The organism is Acinetobacter sp. R933-2 (genome assembly GCF_030325485.1).
GTDB lineage: Bacteria > Pseudomonadota > Gammaproteobacteria > Pseudomonadales > Moraxellaceae > Acinetobacter > Acinetobacter sichuanensis.
In genome coordinates this window covers 1-20,857 of record NZ_JACAIJ010000010.1, presented here as the reverse complement: position 1 = coordinate 20,857, position 20,857 = coordinate 1, and the positions used below count along the sequence as shown (strand labels likewise).

The following is a 20,857-nucleotide window of genomic DNA, read 5'->3' as shown; positions in this document are numbered from 1 at the left end:
GTAGCAAATTTCTGACATCTGCGCTGTAATTCATTCGTTCAGCATGTTATTTTTGCCTTCTTATTTTTATGGTTTTTTAGGACATGAATGGCTTTAATTCGTAAACGTCGTTTAACTGAACAGCAACAACGTCGCATTCAGAAACAACATAAAACACGTCAAGAAGAAATCGACACTTCAAATGACCTCGAAGGTTTAGTTGTCCAACATTATGGACGCCAACTTGAAGTACAAGCCCTTTCTGTTCCTGATCAACATCCTGAAAAACCGCAAGTTAAAGTAGGTGATCCTGAACCATTTTGGAAAGCCATTGAGCTAGGCAGTGTTTGGCGTTGTCATACACGTACAAACTTAGAACTTTTGGTCACAGGTGATAAAGTCAGATGGCAAGCTGACCCAAATACAGGTTTGGGTATTATCACAGCCATTCATCCACGAACATCACTACTCACCCGCCCTGACCGTTATCATAAGGTTAAACCTGTAGCAGCAAATATTAGTTTAATTGTGATTGTGTTTGCTGCTTTACCTGAGCCTGCACCCACACTGATTGATCGTTATCTCGTTGCTTGCGCTGATGCAGATATTCCAGTGTTATTGGTACTTAACAAGTCTGACTTACTCAAAGAAAATGATCCTATTTTAGATATGCTCAAAGAATATCAAGATTTAGGTTATGAAGTCCTCATTACACAATCTGAAGGCGACTTAAGCCCACTTGCACAACGTCTTGATAATGAAACGGTTGCTTTTGTCGGTCAATCTGGTGTGGGTAAAAGCTCTCTGATCAATGTCATTGTTCCTAATGCGGCACAAAAAACCAATATCATTTCTGAAAATTCAGCTTTAGGGCAACACACCACGACCTCTACACGTTTAATTCGCTTTGGTGAAAATGGTGCGCTGATTGACTCACCGGGTATTCGTGAATTTGGGCTTTGGCATTTAGATTTAGAAAAAATTGATGCAGGATTCCCTGATATTGCGGATTTTCTAGGGCATTGCCAGTATCGTAATTGTACCCATACCCATGAAAAACAATGCGCTTTAAAAAATGCTGTAGCAGAAGGTAAAATTTTACCGCGACGCTTAGACAGTTATTTACGCTTAGTTGAAGAAATTACTGAGGCGCAACAAAAAAATTAATTTTCTTTAAATGTAGCCTTGAAGCAGTGATTTTGATCACCATATATATAGGCTATACTCGTCGACACAAATTTTGATTGTAATTAGGTGCATTGTGGAACGTTGGTTTGAATTTATGGGGAATCACCCCTTTTTATTCGGTATTTTAGCTGTATTGGTTGTTTTGTTCTTCGTTTTCGAAGGTCAACGCAACGGTCGCAAAATCTCTCCACAATCATTGGGTATTTTAGTTAAAGCTAAAAATGCAATGTTGATTGATTTACGTGATGCCAAAGATTTTCGCGAAGGTCATATCAGTGGTAGCCGAAATATTCCATACAGCAAAATTACCAGTCACCTCGAAGAGTTAAAAACTGCTGATCGTCCACTTGTATTCATTTGTAATATGGGGCAAGTTGCAGGCAGTGCTTTACAACAAGTCGGTCATACCGACAGCTATCGTTTAGATGGCGGTATTAGCAATTGGAAAGCCCAAGGTTTACCTTTGGTCAAAGCGAAATAACTTAAGGAGTTATAAAATGACAGCTGAAGTAATCGTATATTCAACCACTTTCTGTCCATATTGCGTTCGTGCAAAAAGTCTTCTTGAGCGTAAAGGTGTTGCTTTTACCGAAATCAATCTCGATCAAGAGGCACCTGAAGTGAAAGTTGAGCTTATGCAAAAAACTCGTCACCGTACTGTGCCACAAATTTTTATTAAAGATCAATTTATCGGTGGGTTTGACCAGCTTTACGCTTTAGAAAAAGAAGGCAAACTTGACGATTTATTGGCATAAACAACTGTACATTAGCTATTCATCTTAAGGAATATAAAGAATGACTGAAGAACAACAAGCTCAACCACAACTTGCTTTAGAACGTATCTATGCAAAAGACTTATCTTTTGAAGTACCAGGAGCACAAGTTTTTACTAAAGAATGGCAGCCTGAGTTAAACATCAATTTGTCTTCTTCTGCAGAAAAAGTAGATCCTACTCACTTTGAAGTGTCTTTAAAAGTTGTTGTCCAAGCCAACAATGCAGGTGAAACTGCATTTATCGTTGATGTCACTCAAGCGGGTATTTTCCTTATTGATGGAATCGAAGAAGACCGTCTTCCTTACATCTTAGGCGCATATTGTCCAAATATTTTATTCCCTTTCCTTCGTGAAGCGGTAAATGATTTAGTGACTAAAGGTAGCTTCCCACAATTACTTCTTACTCCAATCAATTTTGATGCAGAGTTCGAAGCAAATATGGAACGTGCTCAAGCCGCTGCTGTTGAAGGTCAAGCTTAATTTTTAAGCCATGACTTTGCTAAAAAGACCGCTTTATGCGGTCTTTTTTTTGTTTTGATACGCTTTCGATTTCACCTAAACTTCACATTCCTCACAACAACACCATTTTATAATTTTGAAAATAAACAAAAAATAAAGGCTTCAACATGCCATTTACCCCATTACATTTAGGCTTAGGTGCAAGCTGCAAAGCGATTGCTCATAAAAAATTTAGTTTTATGATTTTTGCAGGTACACAAGTGTTAATGGATTTAGAACCCTTATTTGGCATGATTTTAGGTTGGAATACTTTACACCTCTACACTCATCATTTACTTGGTGCATTGCTCATAGGCTGCATTGCCATCGTGATCGGGAAGCCGATCAGCGAATTTACCTTGAGGGTTATTTTCAAAGAAAGCAACTGGCAAATCTCATGGAAAACTGCGATGTTGAGTGCATTCATTGGTAGTTTTAGTCATCTATTTTTAGATGCGCTCATGCATACAGATATGTATCCATTTTTCCCACTCAGTCAAACGCAAATACTGGCAACTTTAATGCCTTATTCATTTATTTTTTATGGCTGTTTGGTTGGATTGGCAATTGGTGGAATAGGCTTTTTAATTCGCCGTGACGAATCATAGAACATACAAAATTACTCAACAATCGTTCTAAATGTTAGGTTAATCCTTGCTGTCTTTATTTTCTTGGTCGGTGGTAGGCGATGAAGCCAAAACGTCTGTGTAGTGTCTTTCATCACCAATAAACTGCCATTTTCTAAAATGACATCTATCTTTTCTTTACTTTGTTTATGTTTAAACACAAATTTTCGTATAGCACCAAAACTTAATGATGCAATGGCACCATTAAGTTTTAAGTCTTTTTCAGCATCACTATGCCATGCCATTCCCTCGTCACCTGTATGGTATAAGTTCAATAAACAAGCGTTAAAGGTTTCATTTGTCTTGGCTTCGACCAAAGCTTTTAGTGTCAATAATTCAGGTGTCCACGGCAAAGCATATTTGTGAATGTTGGAATATGTATATTCAAATGCTTGATCGCCATACCATGCCGCTTTTCTTTTTGTCGTTAGGGTTTTACCAAAAATAATGGCTTGATCATGTTGCCATGCAATGGACATCAGTAACTTTTCAAAATAATCATTTGCTTCAGTTTCAGTCAATATTTGACCTAAATAATAGACACAGCCGTCATAGGGTAATAAATTTTGTTGTGGGTCAATATGGTTCATTGCGAGATGTTGCATCACACTGCACTCCTTCCCAACCAATCATTGCGCTCTTGCGTGTCTTTCCCCAATGATAATCTCCTAAAGCACCCGTAGCTTGAATGACACGATGACAAGGAATTAAAAATGCCACAGGATTATGACCAATTGCGGTTCCAACGGCACGTGAGGCTTTTGGATTTCCAATATACTCAGCGATTTCACCATAACTCGACAATTGTCCTTGAGGAATTTTTAATAGGCATTCCCATACTTTGAGTTGAAAGTCTGTACCTTTTAGATGCAATTTTATTTGTGCTAAATGCTGTTTTTGATCTTTTTCTTGACCTCGCTTGATTGCATGAAAAAAATCTAAAGCATTATTTTGTCTTTCATTCTTATTTTCCAAAAACTGTGCATTTGAAAATTTTTCTTTTAAATTTTGCAAACCTTGATCTTTATTTTCCACAAAACTCATCGCACAAATTCCTTTAGATGTAGAAGCGATAAAGACTTTTCCAAAAAGCGTTTCTGTCAGATCATATTCAATACACAAATTTGAACCACCATTTTTATATTCAGCAGGACTCATCCCTTCAATTTGAATAAATAAATCATGCAAACGACTTGAACTTGATAAACCTGTCGCAAAACTCGCATCTAAAATAGAAGATGATTTTGGTGTATTTAGAAGTGTTTTAGCATGTTGTAAGCTGATGTATTGTAAAAATTTTTTAGGGCTAGTCCCTGCCCATTCTGTAAATAAACGTTGAAAATGTGCAGGACTTAAATGAAGCTGTGCCGCAACATGATCTAAATTAGGCTGCTCTTTAAAATGCTGTTGAATATATTCGATGGCTTTGGCAATACGCTCAAACTGTATATGTTGCTGCATCATGCTCTCCTTTTTCGTCTTGCTTTTAAACCACCTTATCAACCGAAAAGATAAAAATAAATCCAGATCATGCGCACTTTTCTAATATTTCATACCATAAAAAACCGCATCTCAATGCGGTTTTAAAAGGGACAGATTTAACTTTCAAATTTGATGATCAATTTAACGATAAATTTTATGCCCTTGATCACGAATCTCAGCAATTTTCTTTGCTTCTATTTTGGCATGATCTAAGTGACCACCTTTGACCAATGATTGAGTTTTATCAATTTCTGCAATGATCTGATCATATAATTGTGTTGAGCTTAGAGCTTGTGTATCACCACGACCTTTGAGTTTAACTTTTTTAGCATCATTTGCTGCAACACGCATATTATCTAAAGCTTTATTGGCATCAGCAGCGTTATTACTCTGATTAAATGCTTTATAGTTTTTCGCAAGGGTTTTCATATTATCTTCTAGACTTGCAGCAAAGCTCATTGAGCTCATGACAAATGTTGAAGAAAGTATCATCGTGGCTAAAGTTTTTTTGATCATCTCGATCATCCTTTAAAACTGTGGCTGTAAATAAAAATTAAATAGCGCAATAGTGTTATATTTATTGTCCATTTATATGCTTAAACATAATTTAAAATCATTGAAAATTGCAAATAAAAAATGCAACGAATTCGTTGCATTTTCTTTGGTTATGATCAGCTTATTTCACCTAAGCAATACATCTTAAAATATTCAATCGTATTAAACGGGTTCTATTTCATGATGTAAGGCATCATGAATTGCCTCAACAAGCTGCTGAGCAATTTCTTGTTTAGATGCTTTCTCTAAATCCCGTTTTTCCATTTGATATTGTTCAGCAAAGAACACAATCATGGCATTTTGATCTGAAGCAAAGCCAATATCCGCACGAGATACATCATTACAAGCAATCATATCTAGTTTTTTTGCTACAAGCTTACCTGCTGCATATTCTTCGACATTACGTGTTTCAGCAGCAAAACCTACCATAAATGGGCGCTTCTCTTGCTGAGCAATCGTTGCGACAATATCAGGGTTTTTAATCAGCGAAACATTGAGTTCATCGCCCGATTTTTTAATTTTATGTTCAGCAACTTCAGCCACTCTATAGTCTGCTACGGCTGCGGTTGCGATAAAAATATCACAGCCTTCTTCAAGCTGGTTCATACTTTCATCTAGCATTTTTAAGGCAGATGAAACATTGATACGTTTCACACCATTTGGTGTATCTAAACTCACAGGACCTGCTAATAAAGTGACTTTTGCTCCTGCGCTATAACATGCAGCAGCTATCGCAAAGCCCATTTTCCCAGTACTATGATTAGAAATATAGCGCACAGGATCTATGGCTTCACGTGTAGGACCTGCCGTAATTGTCACTCTTTTCCCTGCCAATAAACCAAATTTTTCTGCAATTGCTCTTTGGGCTTGGTGGAAATAATCTTTGACTTGTTCAGCTAATACTTCAGGCTCAGGCATACGCCCTAAACCCACATCACCACATGCTTGTGAACCTGCCTCAGGCATGATGACATGTACACCATCTTCAACCAACGTATTAAGATTACGTTGAGTTGCTTTTGCTGCCCACATTTGTTGATTCATTGCAGGTGCAACCCAAACAGGTGCTTTCGTGGCTAAATATAATGTACTGAGTAAGTCATCTGCTAAACCTGCTGCAAACTTAGCAATCGTGTCACAGCTTGCAGGTGCAACCAAAACTAAATCTGCCCAACGTGCCAGTTCAATGTGCCCCATGCCCGCTTCTGCTTCGGGGTCTAATAATTCAGTATGAACTGGATTACCTGATAATGCCTGAAAGGTTAATGGCGTAATAAATGCCTGAGCACCTTTAGTCATGACCACACGAACATTAAAACCATAATCCTTTAAACGACGGACAAGAATCGCACTTTTATATGCCGCAATTCCGCCAGTGACAGCAAGAATAATATTTTTATTAGAAAATACACTGAGATCGAAACTCACGATCAGGCTACCTTTCTGTTGCAGTGGCGCTCACAATATCATTAAATAATGTATCTCCCAAGTAACTCAAAGGAGAAAAGTGAAAATTAAAATAAATCAATACAGTGAATAAGAATGAATCATTCCACAAAATCCTCTATCAAAGAATGGCCAGAACAAGAACGCCCACGAGAACGTTTACTTCAGCAAGGTGCAGAAAGTCTTTCTGATACCGAATTATTGGCAATATTTTTACGCTCAGGATCAAAACAGCACTCTGCTGTTGAACTCGCACGCTTACTCATTCAACATTTTGGCAGTTTAAATCGTGTATTTGATGCCGCACTTGAAGATTTAAAACAATTTCATGGTATTGCTGAAATGAAGTACTCACAACTGATGGCAGTTAAAGAGTTAGGACGGCGCTATCTAAGACATCATTTATACCAAGGAATGGACTTAAGTCGTTCTGATTTAATTCAAGAATACCTACGTTATGAACTGGTTGGTGAAACACAAGAAGTTTTTGCTGTATTGTGCTTAGACAGCCAATTACGCAAACTTAGTTTTAAAAAATTATTTTATGGTTCACTTAATTATTGTTCTATTTCTATCAATCAAATTTTACGTTATGCCATCCAAAAGCAAGCGACTTTTTTAGTCATCGCACACAACCATCCTTATGGTCAAGCATTGCCTTCGGAAACAGATCTACAATTAACAAAAGAAATTTTTCAGGCATGTCAGTTAGTCGAAATTCAACTCATTGATCATATTATCATTACAATAGATAAAAATTATTCATTTGCAGAGCATCAACAAATCAAAGCCGTACATTTAACTACTAAATCGTATTGACAAGGTGTAAGGAAGTGAGGAAGATCGTAGAAAAATAAATGATTCGATTCACATGATTGTTCGGGAACAAAACGATACTTTTAAACTACTTTTTTCATGGCGTGGCACAATTTTACCCAAGGTACTACCACCGTTAGGTTTTGTCATGCTGATTTCTGCCATTGTGGGTGGAATTGAATATACGGGTCTATATCGTTTTCCAGAATTACCTTTAGTCGGATTTACTTTAATCGGTGTTGTACTATCAATTTTTCTAGGCTTTAAAAATACGGCTTGTTATGACCGTTGGTGGGAAGCACGTAAACTCTGGGGCATGCTCATTGCCAATGCACGCCATTTTGACCGTGATTGTCGTATGTTCCCTCAAGGTCGTCGTGAGCGAATTATTCAACATGTTATTGTTTTTGCAAATGTATTACGCGATCGCTTACGTCACCAAACAGCAAGCCCCGATGTCTTGGTTGAAACGAGTGGGATGAGTCAACAGGCTTTAAAACAGCTATATCAACAGTCCAATGCTCCCCAATACACACTCAGCTTGATCCAATGGGAGCTGATGCAAGCTCTGAAAGAAGGTGAAATTTCCGATATTATTTACACTCAACTCAATGAGCATGTTAATGAATTAAGCCTTGTACAAACAGGTTGTGACCGTATCGCCACGACACCTTTACCTTTTGCTTATTCTGTTTTACTCAATCGTACTGTGTATTTTTTCTGTTTTATGCTGCCCTTTAGTTTAGGCTCATTATTGGGTTTAGCAACACCACTTTTAGTTGGAATTTTAGCTTATACATTTTTAGGCTTAGATGCTTTAAGCTCTGAAATTGAAGAACCTTTTGGTACACAAAGTAATGATTTACCCTTAGATGCGATGGTACGTACGATTGAGATCGAGTTATTAGGTACTTTAGGTCGACCAACACCACCGCCGATTCAAGCACAGGATCATAATTTGCTTTAACTCGAATTTTCTTTTCTCTGATCCTAACCTAACATTCCTCCACAAGAAGAATAAGCTTTATCTATTCTAAATTTCAGTAATAAGAAGTTTTGCTTCTTTTTAGGAATAAGGTTAGAGAGAAATTAAATTATGCATTTATGCATTAATGAAAACTCTCCCAAATCCCCACTTGCCCTTCTTTTACACGTGGAATATTGCCCAGTTTAATCCAAGGCATATGACTGCCATGAAAATCACTACCAACCGATACTTTTAAATTAAACTGCTCAATCATCCGATCGACCATTTTTCGGGTAGATACAGACTCAATTGCTGGTGGAAGTTCAACAGCATCACCACCAAATTGAGCAAAAATTTCAATCAGATAACGAATATTGGTTGCTGATAAATCATAACGTGTTGGATGTGCCAATACGGCAAAGCCTTGGCTCTGATGAATCACATCAATGGTTTCTTTTAGACCTAAACCATCAAATTTCACATAGGCTTTTTTACCTTCTTTAATATATTTATCAAAGGCTTGTTGTGGACGTTGTACAATACCTTTTTCAACCAAAGTTTTAGCAATATGCGTTCGTGTTACACGATCTGCTTCACCGTCTACTTTTGCAATGACATCGGCATAAATATCTTGACCAATTAAAGGAATCAACAAGTCACAAATTTGCTTGGAACGTACAGCACGAATTTTTTTTTGTTCTGCTAAAAGTTGTTGTAATGGCTCAGGATTTTGCATATTTAATGCAACAATATGTACCCCATAACTTTTTTTTGTAGCAGGTCGTGACCATTGACTTGAGATTTCCACCCCTGAAATCAGTTGCATTCCTAGACGTTCAGCATAATTTTGCGCACGCACTACACCATCCATCGTGTCATGGTCTGTCAATGCAAAGGTCTTTATACCCAGTGCATGTGCAGCTTCTATTAATTCTTCAGGACTGAACGTTCCATCTGAAATTGTACTATGCGTATGTAAATCGACACCAATCATTGTTTGTATTATGCTAAGCCACCAAAATTGGAATATTGTACTGTAGCATGAAAGCGCTATTTGATTACCTACCTATTATTATCTTCTTTTATTTTTATAAAACGACAGATCCCAAAGACAATCAACATCCTCTCCTTGAACTCATTGGCAGTACAGGCAATGCCGATCAGAACCATATTTTGGTTGCCACTTGTGCGTTGATGATTTCCACTCTTGTGGTCTATGGCTGCTTATTCTTTGCTCAAAAATTCAAACTCGAAAAGATGCAATGGTTCATTGTCATTATGTCTTTGATTTTTGGTGGAGTTACGCTTGCTTTTAGCGATGTTACTTTTATTAAAATGAAAGCAGTCATTTTAAATCTTGGTATAGGTATAGGCTTTTTAGTTACACCTTTGTTTAACAAAGAACGCTTACCGATTATTCAAAAGATGTTAGGCTCTATGCTAGATTTAACACGTCAAGGTTGGATGCGTCTAAACTGGGCATGGTGTGGTCAATTCTTTCTCTTAGCAACATTACATTACTTTTTTGGTTTCTTGTATATGGATGGCAAATACTGGGGCGAATTTACTGCATTTGGCGATATTATCGTATCCTTGAGCTACCTAGCTGTTATACTGTTTTGCTTAAGAAAACATTTTAAAACCTCAGATTAATTAGGTCAGATTTCATGCCTTTATTTGTCATTACCTGTACCGACCAAGATGGTACAGTTGAAAAACGTCTTGCAGTTCGCCCTCAACATATTGCTCGTTTAGAAAAATTAGATGCTGAAGGACGTGTAATCGTTGCTGGTGCAATGCCAAAAGATCGTGAAAACCCTCAAGCAGGTTTTTACGGCAGCACGATGATTTTAGACTTTGAAAGTCGTGAAGCACTAGATGAATGGTTAAAAGATGAACCTTTCCTAAAAGAAGGGGTTTATAGTCATGTGGATGTCAAACCATTTAATAAAGCGTTTCCTAAAGGATAAAATGATGCGCGCTGTCATCCCAAGCTTAGTTGTTTTATCTCTATTTGGTTCATCCCTCTCATGGGCTGAACCAGCTCCAAGCGCTACCACAACGACTGAGAGTCAACTTACTCAACCTCATAAACCCAGTATTATTCCTGCTGTGGCTGGTGCAAATGCAATTGTACAAAATCAAGCACAGCTTAAAGAGAATAAACCGTTAACAGCCGAACAAATTGTCAAAGAAAAAGCCTCTCAAGATGCAAAAGTCAAAGCTTTGGTCAAAGACCAAGCAACTCGTCTACAACAACTTGAAAAAGCCAATTTAGAAGCCCTTACACAAAACCAAGAATTACAGTTAAAAAATGATAATTTAGGTGTACAAGTTCAAGTTTTACAAAGTGAACAAAGTGCTCAAATGTTTTTGTATGGTGCTGCCACAATTGCAGTTGGCGTACTCCTCGGTTTTTTAATTGCAAGTTATATTTATACCAAACGTCGTCGTCAGTGGTAAGCCACTGACTTTGCCTCGTCTAACCACTTTCTCACTTATTTAATCGCTTAAAAGGTTATCTACGTTGTCAAATGCCATTCAAACCGCCGACTTAGATTGGCAATGTGTTGATGGAATCGAAGTTCCTATTTCTAAACAATTTGGTGATGTCTATTTTTCAAAAGATAATGGATTACTCGAAACACGCCATGTATTTTTAAATGGGAATGACCTACCCGATCGTTTAGCAAATTTAAATAATTTTGAATATTTTAGTGTAGGTGAAACAGGTTTTGGCACAGGTCTAAATATTTTAGCGTTATGGCAGTTATGGCAACAAGTACGTCCAAATAATCATAGTCATTTACATGCGATTAGCGTTGAAAAATTTCCACTGTCTAAACAAGATTTGATTCGTGCTCTAAGCGTTTGGACTGAACTTAAGCCATTGGCAGAACAACTCATTCAACAATATCCATTGCCAATTGCAGGTTGTCACCGTTTAAGCTTTCCTGATGAACGTTTTTCTATTGACCTGTGGCTTGGTGATGCACATGATGTATTTCCTTTAATGGCAAAAACACATCAGGTCAATGCTTGGTTTCTAGACGGTTTTGCGCCGTCATGTAATCCTGATTTATGGGAAGAAAATATTCTTCATCATATTATTCGACTTTCTGACGTTGGAACAAGCTTTGCTTCATTTAGTGTGGCAGGGGTACTAAAACGCGGTTTAAAACAACATGGTATTTCAATTTCACGACCAAAAGGTTTTGGGCATAAACGTGAAATGCTCAAAGCGATGTGGAATGCACCAGAAATACAGGAAAATATTAATTCAAACAATGAAGCCTCTGAAAATATTCATTTAACTCAAAAAAAAAGCGTATTAAATGCATCCCCTAACTTTAATCAGCGCCAGATTGCGATTATTGGCGCTGGAATCGCAGGTTTAAGTGCTGCATGGGCATTTGCCGAGCGTGGTCATCAAGTCAGCATTTACGACCAATCAGCGCCATTGGCAGGTGCTTCAGGTAACCCCCTTGCCTTACTGAATCCAAAACTTAGTCCAATTGCACAGACATCAGATCATTTGATGACATTAGCATGGCAATATGCCAAGCACTACTACCCTCAGTTTCATGCTTTTCGCCCGCTTAGCATTCATCAAATGCTGCAAAAAAACCCAGAAGAGGCATTGGCTTTAGTTGAACAATATAGTTCTGAGGTTTTTGAATATGGTGTCGCAAGCAACTTTGAGCTGAAAACCCAATATGACAACTTAAAATTAAAACAAGCAGGTGCTGTATTACCACATCAACTTCGTGATCAGATCCTTGAACATCCTTTGATTCATTTCCAGCATGCACATATTTCGAGTTGTGCAAAAAATACAGAGCATGACACGCAACTTCAACTTTTAGATGAAAATCAAAGTAGCTTAGGGAAATTTGATCACGTTATTATTTGTTGTGCGCGTGAAAGCCAAGCATTTTTTTCACATTATCCACGCCTTAGAGCAATTCGAGGACAAGTTAGTTGGCTTAAAAATAGTCATAAAACTTTAAATCCCCAATTTGCCTATAGCTTTGGTGGTTATTGTATGCAATTCGATGCTGAACATTTGATTACAGGTGCTTCTTTTTACCCTGAACGTGATGATACAGAAGTCCTGCCTGAAGACCATGCTCATAATTATAGTCTGATCGCAGATGCCTTTCCTGAATACGCCAAAATTTTACCAAGTATAGACACTTGGCAAGGTCGTGCTTCTGTACGTGCACAAACTTTAGATTATTTTCCAGTCGTTGGGCAAGGTGTTGAAGAAATTGAGCTGTATACACTCGCAGGTTTGGGGTCAAAAGGTTTTTTATTTGCGCCGTTGTGTAGTGAAGTCTTAGCTGCATTGGTTTTAAAAGAAGCTTGCCCTATTTCACAAACTTTATTAGAAAAACTCAGCCCCAAACGAGGTCAAAAGAAAGTACGTGTACGTAAACCTTATTATCAAGCACCAAATGGCTAAGTTATTTTTAAAAAGTATTTTTTATTTTCAATATTAAAAAAGCGCCTGACGGCGCTTTTTTTTATGCTTCTTGCTCCAAAGGCAAGCCCGCATCACGTGCTGCACGTGTACCACCCATAAGCACGACATAATCTCGAGAGTTATCTAAACTTTCTAATTTTTCAGCCGCACGTGGTGCTTTACTGCCACCACCGCATAAAATATATATAGGCTGATCCGAATCCACTTGAGTTAAACTTTCCGCAGTTAAGCTGTCTATGGGCTGATTAACAGCGCCTTTAACATGCCCCTCAGCAAAAGCTTTCGCATCACGAACATCCCAGATAATCGCATTTTCTGGGAACTCAAATGTTGTAATTTCTTGTTTACGGATCATTGTACACTCCTTTGATGTAAACAACACTTGGCAAATGAAGAAAACATCCCTAGCATCTCAGATATTCTTTCACTTTGTAAAGGTCTAAACCATGCCTTCTTTCGATATTGTTTCAGAATTAGAAGTTTTTGAAGTAAATCATGCAGTTCAAAACACTCAAAAAGAGATCTTAACTCGTTTTGACTTCCGCGGACAGGATGTTTCTATTGAATTAAATGAAAAAGCCAAAGAAATTAAAATTTCCACAGAAAGTGATTTCCAATGTGAGCAAGTCTATAGCATGCTTGAAAATCATTTCTTTAAACGCAAAGTCGATATTCAAGCACTTGATCCACAAAAAATGACGGCTTCTGGTAAAAACGTGATCCAAGTCATTAAACTTAAAGATGGTCTTGACTCTGATACTGCAAAAAAAATTAATAAAGCCATTAAAGAAAGTGGCATCAAAGTGCAATCATCTATTCAAGGTGACAAAATTCGTGTGACCGATAAAAAGCGCGATACTTTACAGCAAGTCATGGCGTTTTTAAAAGAACAGCAGTTTGGTGTTCCTTTACAATTTAATAACTTCAAAGACTAAGTCTTTCCTGTTTGCTATAGGTTAAATTATGACTCAGACCAATCGTCTATCTAAGCTGGTAAATGCCACTTCAAAACTTCCAAAAGGGATTCAAAGTACAATTCTCAGTAAAGCTTTTGGTCGAGTCGTACCTATGGTTGGTACAGCAAAATTACGTTATATAGAAATCACCCCTTCACGCGTTGAAGTGAAAATCGAAAATAATAAAAATATGCAAAATCATATTGGTCAAGCACATGCTTGCGCCATGGCTTTAGTCGCTGAAACTGCAACAGGTTTTGTAACAGGAATGAATATTCCTGACTCATGCATTGTGCTCATCAAACACATGAATATTCAATTTAAACGTCCATCTAAAGGTGGTTTAACCGCCGTTGCAACGCTCACAGATGAACAACGTAAAATGATGCAAGAAAGTGAAAAAGGTGAAACCCTTGTTCATGTCATCGTAAAAGATGAGTCAGGACAAGAACCTATTCAATGTGAAATGCTTTGGGCTTGGGTTGCAAAGTCACATCTGAAAAACAAGTAACTAAAAATCAAATAAATGTAAATAAAACTTACTTTTAGGTAAGTTAAAATTTTACCAAATTACTTAAAATAAGTGACGATTATTCACTTTATTGATCATCCATAAAACATCAAGATGATATTTCAAAAATCATCTTGAGAAAAAAATGTCAGTATTTACAGTTAAAAAAACTTTAGCTCTTAGCTCTATTCTTACAGCTTTGTTACTTGTTGCATGTCAGCAAAACCCTCACCAAGTCGCTGCCTCTGTCACCGATAAAACCCTTAATGCAATTTCATCTACACAACAAGCTGAACAAAACAAAAAAATTGTGGTCGATTTTTATGAAGGCGTATTTTTAAAACACCAAGTCAAAGCCTATTCTGACCTTTATATTGGTGATCAATATATTCAACATAATCCACATGTTCCTGATGGCAAAGCACCTTTTGTAAATTACTTCACTCAACATTTTCAAGAACATCCAGAAGCAAAAAGCGTAATAAAACGTGCAGTAGCTGAAGGTAATTTAGTCTTTTTACATGTTCATTCAACACAAAATGCACAAGATCGTGGTGTAGCAATTGTGGACATTTTTAGAGTTGAAAACGGTAAAATTGTTGAACATTGGGATGTACAACAAGACGTTCCTGCTCAAAGCGCTAACACCAATACGATGTTTTAGCGTTGGTATTCTGCAACACTCTAGACATAAAAAATCCCAAACAATGTTGGGATTTTTAATTGAAAAGTTAAGCACTTTGCGTAGCAAAAAACTTCTCTTTGACTTCATCAGGAATTTGGCGTTTATTTCCAGTGACATCAACTGCAACAAAGGTAAATACACCTTCGGTTACCCGTTTTGCAGAACGTGAACTGTCATGGCTATCCCATACTTCGATCTGCATTTGAATTGAAGTATTGCCTACTTTTAAAATTTTGGTATAGCAACTGATGACATCACCAACTTTGACTGGAACTAAAAAAGTCATTTGATTAATTGAAATCGTTGCACAGCGTCCCTTACTAAAACGCTCAGCATGAATTGCACCAGCCAAATCCATTTGTGAAACAATCCAACCACCAAAGACATCACCACTCCAGTTGGTATCTGCTGGCATTGCGATCGTTTGAAGGGAAAGCGTACCTTCAGGTTTTACATGAGAATCTGACACATTAACTCCAAGCTGAGAATTGATTAAGAAGCTTGCACTTGCTGATCCAACCATTCTTGCAACTGACTAGAACGTAAAGCGCCGCTTATTCTAGCAATTTCTGTCGTTTTATTCATTAAAACTAATGTTGGAATACTACGAATACTAAAAGCATTACTTAAACGAGGATTTGCTTCTGTATCAATTTTAGCAAAAATCACGTGCGGATTATTTTTTGCAACCTCAGCAAAATGTGGTGCCATCATTTTACAAGGTCCACACCATTCAGCCCATAAGTCAATTAAAATAGGTAAATCACTATTGCTCACAAAATGGCTAAAATTTTGCTCATTTAATTCAATTGGAGCAAGTGGAACTAAGTTCTGATGACATTGACCACAGCTTGGTTGTGCAGTTAATTTATCTTCAGGGACACGATTTTTCGCGCCACATGCTGGACATACAATGATCATGAGCTCACTCCAATATGTTGATGTAAGAACTCTAATTGGGTCAAAATTGCTTTTTCCAACCATTGACCATGATAAATATCATAATGGGAGATATTCCACTCATAATATTGCACAAAAGGGGCAATATTCGTTGCAGCTTCACGACTTGATGCAATCGGTACAACTTGATCTTTTTTAGCAGCAATAAACAATACAGGAATGTTAATTGTTCTCACAGTTTGAATTGGACGATAACGAATTAAATTAAAAAATACCCGTGCAGGAACTTCACCACTCCAATAATAGTCAGGATTTACAATCGACATATAACCATTGTAGCTCTCTCTCGTTGGAATAAAACATAAGTTAAAAGGATGCACAACGGGTAAGGTCTTTGGCTGCATTCCAATAATCTTAGTACTCATATAATCTTGACTAGATAATTTCAAGGCTTTAGGTAGGTAATGAATAGGATAAAGTTTCGCAGTTTCTGCACCATCTACAAAGGGAATTTGAACCATCACTGCCTGAATATTTTTAATTTCAGAAGCCAGTGTTAATACATATCCTCCGCTTAATGATGTTCCCCACAATATAATTTTTCGTTGATTAATACATTTTTTGGTACTGACATAAGCGACAACCGTTTTCCAATCATTCAGTTGATCTGTTAATGAGATTTGTTCACGAGGAGAGCCCGTACTCCCACCCCAATATCGATAGTCAAATAACACAACTGCATAACCCGCCTGTGCAAATCGCTTCGCATATTCAATCAGGCGAAATTGTCTTAAAGCTGCAAATCCATGTGCCATTACAATTACTGCTGGTTTTTTTATATTTTTAGGTCTATAAAAATCAGCAGCTATGACCTCCTGACCGCTTGGTACATACAGTGGCTCAACTGTATACGCGTACATAAGCACTCCATTACGTTATATTTTGTTAGTTTTATCTTATAAATTGCTTCATCACTGAATAGTAAGACAAAGCTTAATGCTATGATACTAACATAGTTTTTTTAAATATTGTGGAGCGTCATCATGAGTGACAATGTTGGATTTGCAGGTCAAATTGGTCCAGAACATATTTCTCAAGTCGTTGAGAAAGGCTTTAAATCAATTATTAATAATCGCCCAGATTTAGAAGGTGGTTCCGAACAACCTACAAGTGCTCAAATTGAGGAAGCAGCACGTAATGCTGGTTTAGATTATGTTTATCAGCCTGTGGTTGCAGGTCAAATTACTGAAGTGGATGTACGTGCTTTTGCGAATCATTTCAATGAACTACCTAAACCTGTTTTAATGTTTTGTCGTACAGGTAATCGCTCAAATAACTTGTACCAACTTGCAAAACAGATGGATTTATTAGACGACTAATTTATTCGCTTTGATCTATAACATTAATGATGATATTAAATTTTAAATACAAAATTAAAGTTATAGATCAATTCCACTATCTCCCCCATTTTTTTGATTTTTAGCTTGCTCAATTATTTTTAAAACTTACAACTTAAGTAACTATTTACAACAGATTTCTTTTTATTCTCTCCTTACTATACTGCAATTATTTTTCTTTTAGATTGAAAATAAACGCTCAAAAGTATGAGGATTTTAATGTATGAACAAATTTTTCTTGGTTATTTTATGCTGTTTAAGCCTAGCAGCATGTAGCTCAATGAATGTTAAGCCAACTGTTGGTGTGAGTATGGGAAGTTCTATTTAATCTCTATACTATAAAAAACAGCGCCTCGGCGCTGTTTTTAACTATATTATTTTAATAAATAACTCCAAGGAAATGAGTAATTATTACATTCATTTCCATAAGGACTGGTATCAAATGGTTGACTTGTTTCTGCGTCCAAATCTGTTTTTAAAATTCCTAAACGATAATTCATACTAGACTGGAGTGTTTTACCACTAACACTTGTTTTAGCTGTAATTTCAACACTTTGCCAACCAGCATAACGACGTAAGTAATTGACTCTAAAGTCAAATTTACCAGTACTGTCCGTTGTATAAGTAAAGGTTGTGTTAATTTCGCCTGTCGGAGAAACAAAACCTGTTGCCAATTGTGTATTTTTCAAGTCATTTAATTGACAATAATTTTGATCTCGACCATCATTTTCAAATTTTTCTAATGCTTCAATTAATGCTTCAATCTGAACTTTTTCAGCATCAGTTAATTTAGGATCAGCAAGTGTCGATTTTAAAGTTAAAACTTGACCATCTTTAGCTTGATCAAGCCCTTTCTTTAGATAAAAGACACCAGTTCCAGCAGATAATACTTTCAATGAAAGTGTAACTGTCTGATTTGCTAAAGGTTTACCATTAATATCAACAACATGTGCAGAAGCTGCTTCACTGTAATAATTTGCATCAGCAGTCTTTTGTAATTCGCCCGAATTACCAAATGTGATATTTCCTATAGGTTGTGCAACCGCAGCAGAGACTACTGAAATTTTTGTTGATTGTTTACTTGTTACACCATTCGCATCTGTTAACTCTGCATTTAAAGTAATACCATTCGCCAATAGGTTAGTTGCATTTGTACCTGTAGCTGCTGGTAATGAAATATTAAAAACAGCATTACCAGAAGTATCTGTTAAAGCCTTTGATGAACCATCAATCGTCACGCCATTTTTTAAAGTATCTTGAATAGCAAGAGTAACTGTTTGTCCTTCTACCCCACCACCATTCACATCTACTGCCTTAATAGTAACTTTTGCATTATCCCCTGTTACAAGCAACGTTGGTTTATTCGTTGACATATTTAGGAAATATTGCGCGGTAGATGTTTCACTATTAATCGATTCAAGCGCTTTTAAAATTGTTGTTTGTGTAATCGTTTTTTTCGTTCCATCAGTAAACGAAGCATTTAAACGAATACCTTTTGCAAGTAAAGCCGCTTTATCTTTAATATTTTGAGCATCTAGTTTAATATTAAAGTTTGCGTTTCCAGATGTATCTGTTTTAACTTTAGATGCTCCATCAATAGTAATACCATTAGTAATGGTATCTTCAATAGCTAACGTTACATCTTGATCTACTACACCACCACCATTTTCATCAACAAGTTTTATTGTAATTGTTGCAATATCTCCTGAGATTAACATTGATGGTTTATTTGATGAAATTACTAAATGATAATTTGTTTTAACAGCTTCAGGTGTTGTAGGCGGTGTTGTTGTTCCACCACCCGAATTTCCCCCCTCAAAATAGCCATCACTCCCACCACCACCACAACTTGCTAATAAAATAGAAATCGCAATAGCAGATAGCTTCAAATGCATTTTATTATTTGTCATCGATTACCCCAAACCCTATGGTTATTTTCTTAGTAAATTTGTAATTAAAATCCCTGCTATGTAACCACAATTCACGTTTTGTGTAAATAATGATATATAGATAATAGACACTAAATATCCCTTTTATAGCTAAGGATTTGAAATATGTTAGATCTTATTATTATTGGTGCAGGTACAGCAGGTATTGCTGCATATAAAGAAGCTGTAAAATATACCCAAAATCTGCTTATTATTAACGATGGTCCTTGGGATACAACATGTGCACGTGTTGGCTGTATGCCAAGTAAAGTTCTTATTTCAAGTGCAAATCGTCTATATGATATACAACATGCCAATGAAGTTGGATTAACGATTAAAACAGAAATTGATACAACACAAATCATGACTCATGTGCGCCAACTTCGTGATCGGTTTACAAAAGCGACATTAAAAGATGTAGAAAGTTGGGATAATTTACATAAAATTTCAGGTAAAGCAAAATTCATTAATCACAACACTATTGAAGTAAATCAACAACAATTTCAAGCTAAAAATTTTATCATTGCTGTCGGTTCAACACCAAACTTTGATTCAGAATGGAAAAAAGAATTACAAGAACGCCTGATTACATCCGACCAAATCTTTGAATTAGAAAAACTTCCCAAATCTTTAGCTGTTATAGGCAGTGGTGTAATTGCTATTGAATTAGCCCAAGCAATGCAACGGCTTGGTGTAGAGACAACCGTTTTTGCACGTAGTCAAAAAGTTGGTGCTCTTTCAAGCCCTCAATTACAAGAGTTAGCACAACTGACTATTTCTCAAGAGCTAAATATTTTATTTAAAACACTACCACAAAAAGTTGAAAAAACAACACAAGGAGTAAAAATTCATTATTCTCAAAATAATCAAAATAAAAAGATTGAGGTCGATTATTTATTGGTTGCTACAGGTAGACAATCTTTGCTAAACACCCTAAGTTTGGAAAATATTCATCCAGAATATCAAGATCTAAAAAAACTACCTGTTAATACTCAGACGAAGCAATTAGCAAACTTACCTATTTTTATTATTGGGGACGCTTTCACAAATACACCTATTCAACATGAAGCAGCTCATGAAGGTAGAATGGCTGCACATAACTGTCTTAATACTCCAATTAAAAATATTAAGACATTAACACCACTTGCTATTATGTTTAGCTCACCTGAAATGGCAACAGTAGGACAAAGCTATCAAACCTTAAAAGAACAAAACATTGATTTTATCACTGGCTTCGCCTCCTATCAAAAACAAGGACGTGCCCTCGTACTAGGTAAAAATAAAGGTGCTATTGAAGTTTATATCAATAAAAAATCAAAAAAGCTCTTAGGTGCAGAACTTTTTGTAGAATCTGCTGAACATCTAGCACACTTACTCTCTTGGATGATCGCTGAAGAAGTGACCCTTGATGAACTTCTTATAAAACCTTTTTATCATCCAACACTTGAGGAAGGATTACGCACTGCTTTAAAACATGCAAGGAGACAATTAGATTAATAAAAATATAACAAGGAATAATTGAAACAGTTATTCCTACTTTTTATCGAATTTAGATTTTCTAACTATAAAAAAAGCCCCCTCGATTATGAGGGGGCTTTTAGATTTAAAAGCTGGCGATGACTTACTCTCACATGGGTAACCCCACACTACCATCAGCGCAAAG

Annotated in this window: 26 protein-coding genes; 16 read left to right on the top strand and 10 right to left on the bottom strand. The window is 36.6% G+C overall.

Features of this window, described 5'->3' with window-relative positions:
* Positions 1-87 precede the first annotated feature (87 nt).
* From rsgA to HX005_RS12545, 5 genes are all read left to right on the top strand, one after another.
* Positions 88-1,146 carry a small ribosomal subunit biogenesis GTPase RsgA gene (gene rsgA / locus HX005_RS12565; protein WP_286377611.1) on the top strand — a complete coding sequence of 353 codons (1,059 nt, stop codon included), beginning with the start codon at positions 88-90 and terminating at the stop codon, positions 1,144-1,146.
* Positions 1,147-1,240: 94 nt separating this feature from the next.
* Entirely contained in the window at positions 1,241-1,648 is a 408-nt protein-coding gene (locus tag HX005_RS12560; RefSeq protein WP_107008297.1) for a rhodanese-like domain-containing protein, read from the top strand.
* A 16-nt stretch (positions 1,649-1,664) separates the two neighbouring features.
* A complete protein-coding gene (gene grxC, locus HX005_RS12555; RefSeq protein WP_107008296.1) occupies positions 1,665-1,922 on the top strand; it encodes a glutaredoxin 3 in 258 nt (85 codons plus the stop codon).
* Positions 1,923-1,962: 40 nt separating this feature from the next.
* Positions 1,963-2,421 (top strand): protein-export chaperone SecB, encoded by a 459-nt coding sequence (gene secB, locus HX005_RS12550; protein WP_107008295.1) that lies wholly within the window; start codon positions 1,963-1,965, stop codon positions 2,419-2,421.
* 146 nt (positions 2,422-2,567) lie between these two features.
* Positions 2,568-3,047 (top strand): hydrolase, encoded by a 480-nt coding sequence (locus HX005_RS12545; RefSeq protein ID WP_286377610.1) that lies wholly within the window; start codon positions 2,568-2,570, stop codon positions 3,045-3,047.
* Between the two features lie 11 nt (positions 3,048-3,058).
* Here HX005_RS12545 and HX005_RS12540 read toward each other — a convergent pair whose 3' ends face one another.
* The 4 genes from HX005_RS12540 to coaBC all read right to left on the bottom strand — a co-directional run bounded on the left by HX005_RS12540 (position 3,059) and on the right by coaBC (position 6,530).
* Complete coding sequence (locus HX005_RS12540) at positions 3,059-3,670, bottom strand: alpha-ketoglutarate-dependent dioxygenase AlkB family protein (protein WP_286377705.1); 612 nt, start codon at positions 3,668-3,670, stop codon at positions 3,059-3,061.
* On the bottom strand, positions 3,642-4,529 hold the full coding sequence (locus tag HX005_RS12535; protein ID WP_502872742.1) for a methylated-DNA--[protein]-cysteine S-methyltransferase: 888 nt from the start codon (positions 4,527-4,529) through the stop codon (positions 3,642-3,644). The genes HX005_RS12540 and HX005_RS12535 overlap by 29 nt, the downstream gene beginning before the upstream one ends.
* Positions 4,530-4,688: 159 nt before the next feature.
* The gene (locus HX005_RS12530) at positions 4,689-5,063 is read right to left on the bottom strand and encodes a cytochrome b562 (protein WP_286377608.1); all 375 of its coding nucleotides are present in this window, start codon (positions 5,061-5,063) and stop codon (positions 4,689-4,691) included.
* 201 nt (positions 5,064-5,264) lie between these two features.
* On the bottom strand, positions 5,265-6,530 hold the full coding sequence (coaBC, locus tag HX005_RS12525; protein WP_107008291.1) for a bifunctional phosphopantothenoylcysteine decarboxylase/phosphopantothenate--cysteine ligase CoaBC: 1,266 nt from the start codon (positions 6,528-6,530) through the stop codon (positions 5,265-5,267).
* A gap of 114 nt (positions 6,531-6,644) precedes the next feature.
* On the opposite strand from coaBC, the gene radC reads away from it, so the two are divergent.
* Together radC and HX005_RS12515 are read left to right on the top strand one after the other, a co-directional pair.
* Positions 6,645-7,367 (top strand): RadC family protein, encoded by a 723-nt coding sequence (gene radC / locus HX005_RS12520; RefSeq protein WP_286377607.1) that lies wholly within the window; start codon positions 6,645-6,647, stop codon positions 7,365-7,367.
* A 52-nt stretch (positions 7,368-7,419) separates the two neighbouring features.
* Entirely contained in the window at positions 7,420-8,331 is a 912-nt protein-coding gene (locus tag HX005_RS12515) for a bestrophin family protein (protein ID WP_107008289.1), read from the top strand.
* Between the two features lie 142 nt (positions 8,332-8,473).
* Here HX005_RS12515 and HX005_RS12510 read toward each other — a convergent pair whose 3' ends face one another.
* On the bottom strand, positions 8,474-9,325 hold the full coding sequence (locus HX005_RS12510; RefSeq protein ID WP_286377606.1) for a PHP domain-containing protein: 852 nt from the start codon (positions 9,323-9,325) through the stop codon (positions 8,474-8,476).
* Positions 9,326-9,372: 47 nt separating this feature from the next.
* On the opposite strand from HX005_RS12510, the gene HX005_RS12505 reads away from it, so the two are divergent.
* The 4 genes from HX005_RS12505 (at position 9,373) to mnmC (ending at position 12,796) form a co-directional block, all read left to right on the top strand.
* A complete protein-coding gene (locus HX005_RS12505; RefSeq protein ID WP_286377605.1) occupies positions 9,373-9,984 on the top strand; it encodes an inner membrane-spanning protein YciB in 612 nt (203 codons plus the stop codon).
* Positions 9,985-9,998: 14 nt separating this feature from the next.
* Positions 9,999-10,301 (top strand): YciI family protein, encoded by a 303-nt coding sequence (locus tag HX005_RS12500; RefSeq protein ID WP_286377604.1) that lies wholly within the window; start codon positions 9,999-10,001, stop codon positions 10,299-10,301.
* Between the two features lie 4 nt (positions 10,302-10,305).
* Entirely contained in the window at positions 10,306-10,794 is a 489-nt protein-coding gene (locus HX005_RS12495) for an SH3 domain-containing protein (RefSeq protein WP_107008285.1), read from the top strand.
* Positions 10,795-10,858: 64 nt separating this feature from the next.
* Positions 10,859-12,796 (top strand): bifunctional tRNA (5-methylaminomethyl-2-thiouridine)(34)-methyltransferase MnmC2/FAD-dependent 5-carboxymethylaminomethyl-2-thiouridine(34) oxidoreductase MnmC1, encoded by a 1,938-nt coding sequence (gene mnmC, locus HX005_RS12490; RefSeq protein ID WP_286377603.1) that lies wholly within the window; start codon positions 10,859-10,861, stop codon positions 12,794-12,796.
* A gap of 61 nt (positions 12,797-12,857) precedes the next feature.
* Here the strand turns inward: mnmC and HX005_RS12485 are convergent, their stop codons facing one another.
* Entirely contained in the window at positions 12,858-13,172 is a 315-nt protein-coding gene (locus tag HX005_RS12485) for a rhodanese-like domain-containing protein (protein WP_286377602.1), read from the bottom strand.
* A 91-nt stretch (positions 13,173-13,263) separates the two neighbouring features.
* On the opposite strand from HX005_RS12485, the gene HX005_RS12480 reads away from it, so the two are divergent.
* The 3 genes from HX005_RS12480 to HX005_RS12470 all read left to right on the top strand — a co-directional run bounded on the left by HX005_RS12480 (position 13,264) and on the right by HX005_RS12470 (position 14,948).
* Entirely contained in the window at positions 13,264-13,752 is a 489-nt protein-coding gene (locus tag HX005_RS12480) for a YajQ family cyclic di-GMP-binding protein (protein WP_107008282.1), read from the top strand.
* Between the two features lie 28 nt (positions 13,753-13,780).
* Positions 13,781-14,284: a DUF4442 domain-containing protein gene (locus HX005_RS12475; protein ID WP_286377601.1), complete on the top strand. Its 504-nt coding sequence runs from the start codon at positions 13,781-13,783 to the stop codon at positions 14,282-14,284.
* A 145-nt stretch (positions 14,285-14,429) separates the two neighbouring features.
* A complete protein-coding gene (locus tag HX005_RS12470) occupies positions 14,430-14,948 on the top strand; it encodes a nuclear transport factor 2 family protein (RefSeq protein ID WP_286377600.1) in 519 nt (172 codons plus the stop codon).
* A gap of 67 nt (positions 14,949-15,015) precedes the next feature.
* Here HX005_RS12470 and HX005_RS12465 read toward each other — a convergent pair whose 3' ends face one another.
* From HX005_RS12465 to HX005_RS12455, 3 genes are all read right to left on the bottom strand, one after another.
* A complete protein-coding gene (locus HX005_RS12465) occupies positions 15,016-15,384 on the bottom strand; it encodes an acyl-CoA thioesterase (protein ID WP_373431866.1) in 369 nt (122 codons plus the stop codon).
* A gap of 77 nt (positions 15,385-15,461) precedes the next feature.
* Positions 15,462-15,890: a thioredoxin TrxC gene (gene trxC / locus HX005_RS12460; protein ID WP_286377598.1), complete on the bottom strand. Its 429-nt coding sequence runs from the start codon at positions 15,888-15,890 to the stop codon at positions 15,462-15,464.
* Complete coding sequence (locus HX005_RS12455; RefSeq protein WP_107008276.1) at positions 15,887-16,789, bottom strand: alpha/beta hydrolase; 903 nt, start codon at positions 16,787-16,789, stop codon at positions 15,887-15,889. Before HX005_RS12455 ends, trxC begins: the two co-directional genes overlap by 4 nt.
* 123 nt (positions 16,790-16,912) lie before the next feature.
* On the opposite strand from HX005_RS12455, the gene HX005_RS12450 reads away from it, so the two are divergent.
* Positions 16,913-17,248: a protein tyrosine phosphatase family protein gene (locus tag HX005_RS12450; RefSeq protein ID WP_286377597.1), complete on the top strand. Its 336-nt coding sequence runs from the start codon at positions 16,913-16,915 to the stop codon at positions 17,246-17,248.
* 392 nt (positions 17,249-17,640) lie between these two features.
* On the opposite strand, the gene HX005_RS12445 is transcribed toward HX005_RS12450, so the two are convergent.
* Entirely contained in the window at positions 17,641-19,176 is a 1,536-nt protein-coding gene (locus HX005_RS12445; RefSeq protein ID WP_286377596.1) for a hypothetical protein, read from the bottom strand.
* Between the two features lie 144 nt (positions 19,177-19,320).
* Between HX005_RS12445 and HX005_RS12440 the strand changes: the two genes are divergently transcribed.
* Positions 19,321-20,691, top strand: coding sequence for a dihydrolipoyl dehydrogenase (locus HX005_RS12440; RefSeq protein ID WP_286377595.1), 1,371 nt, complete (start codon positions 19,321-19,323; stop codon positions 20,689-20,691).
* The last annotated feature ends 166 nt before the right edge of the window (positions 20,692-20,857 follow it).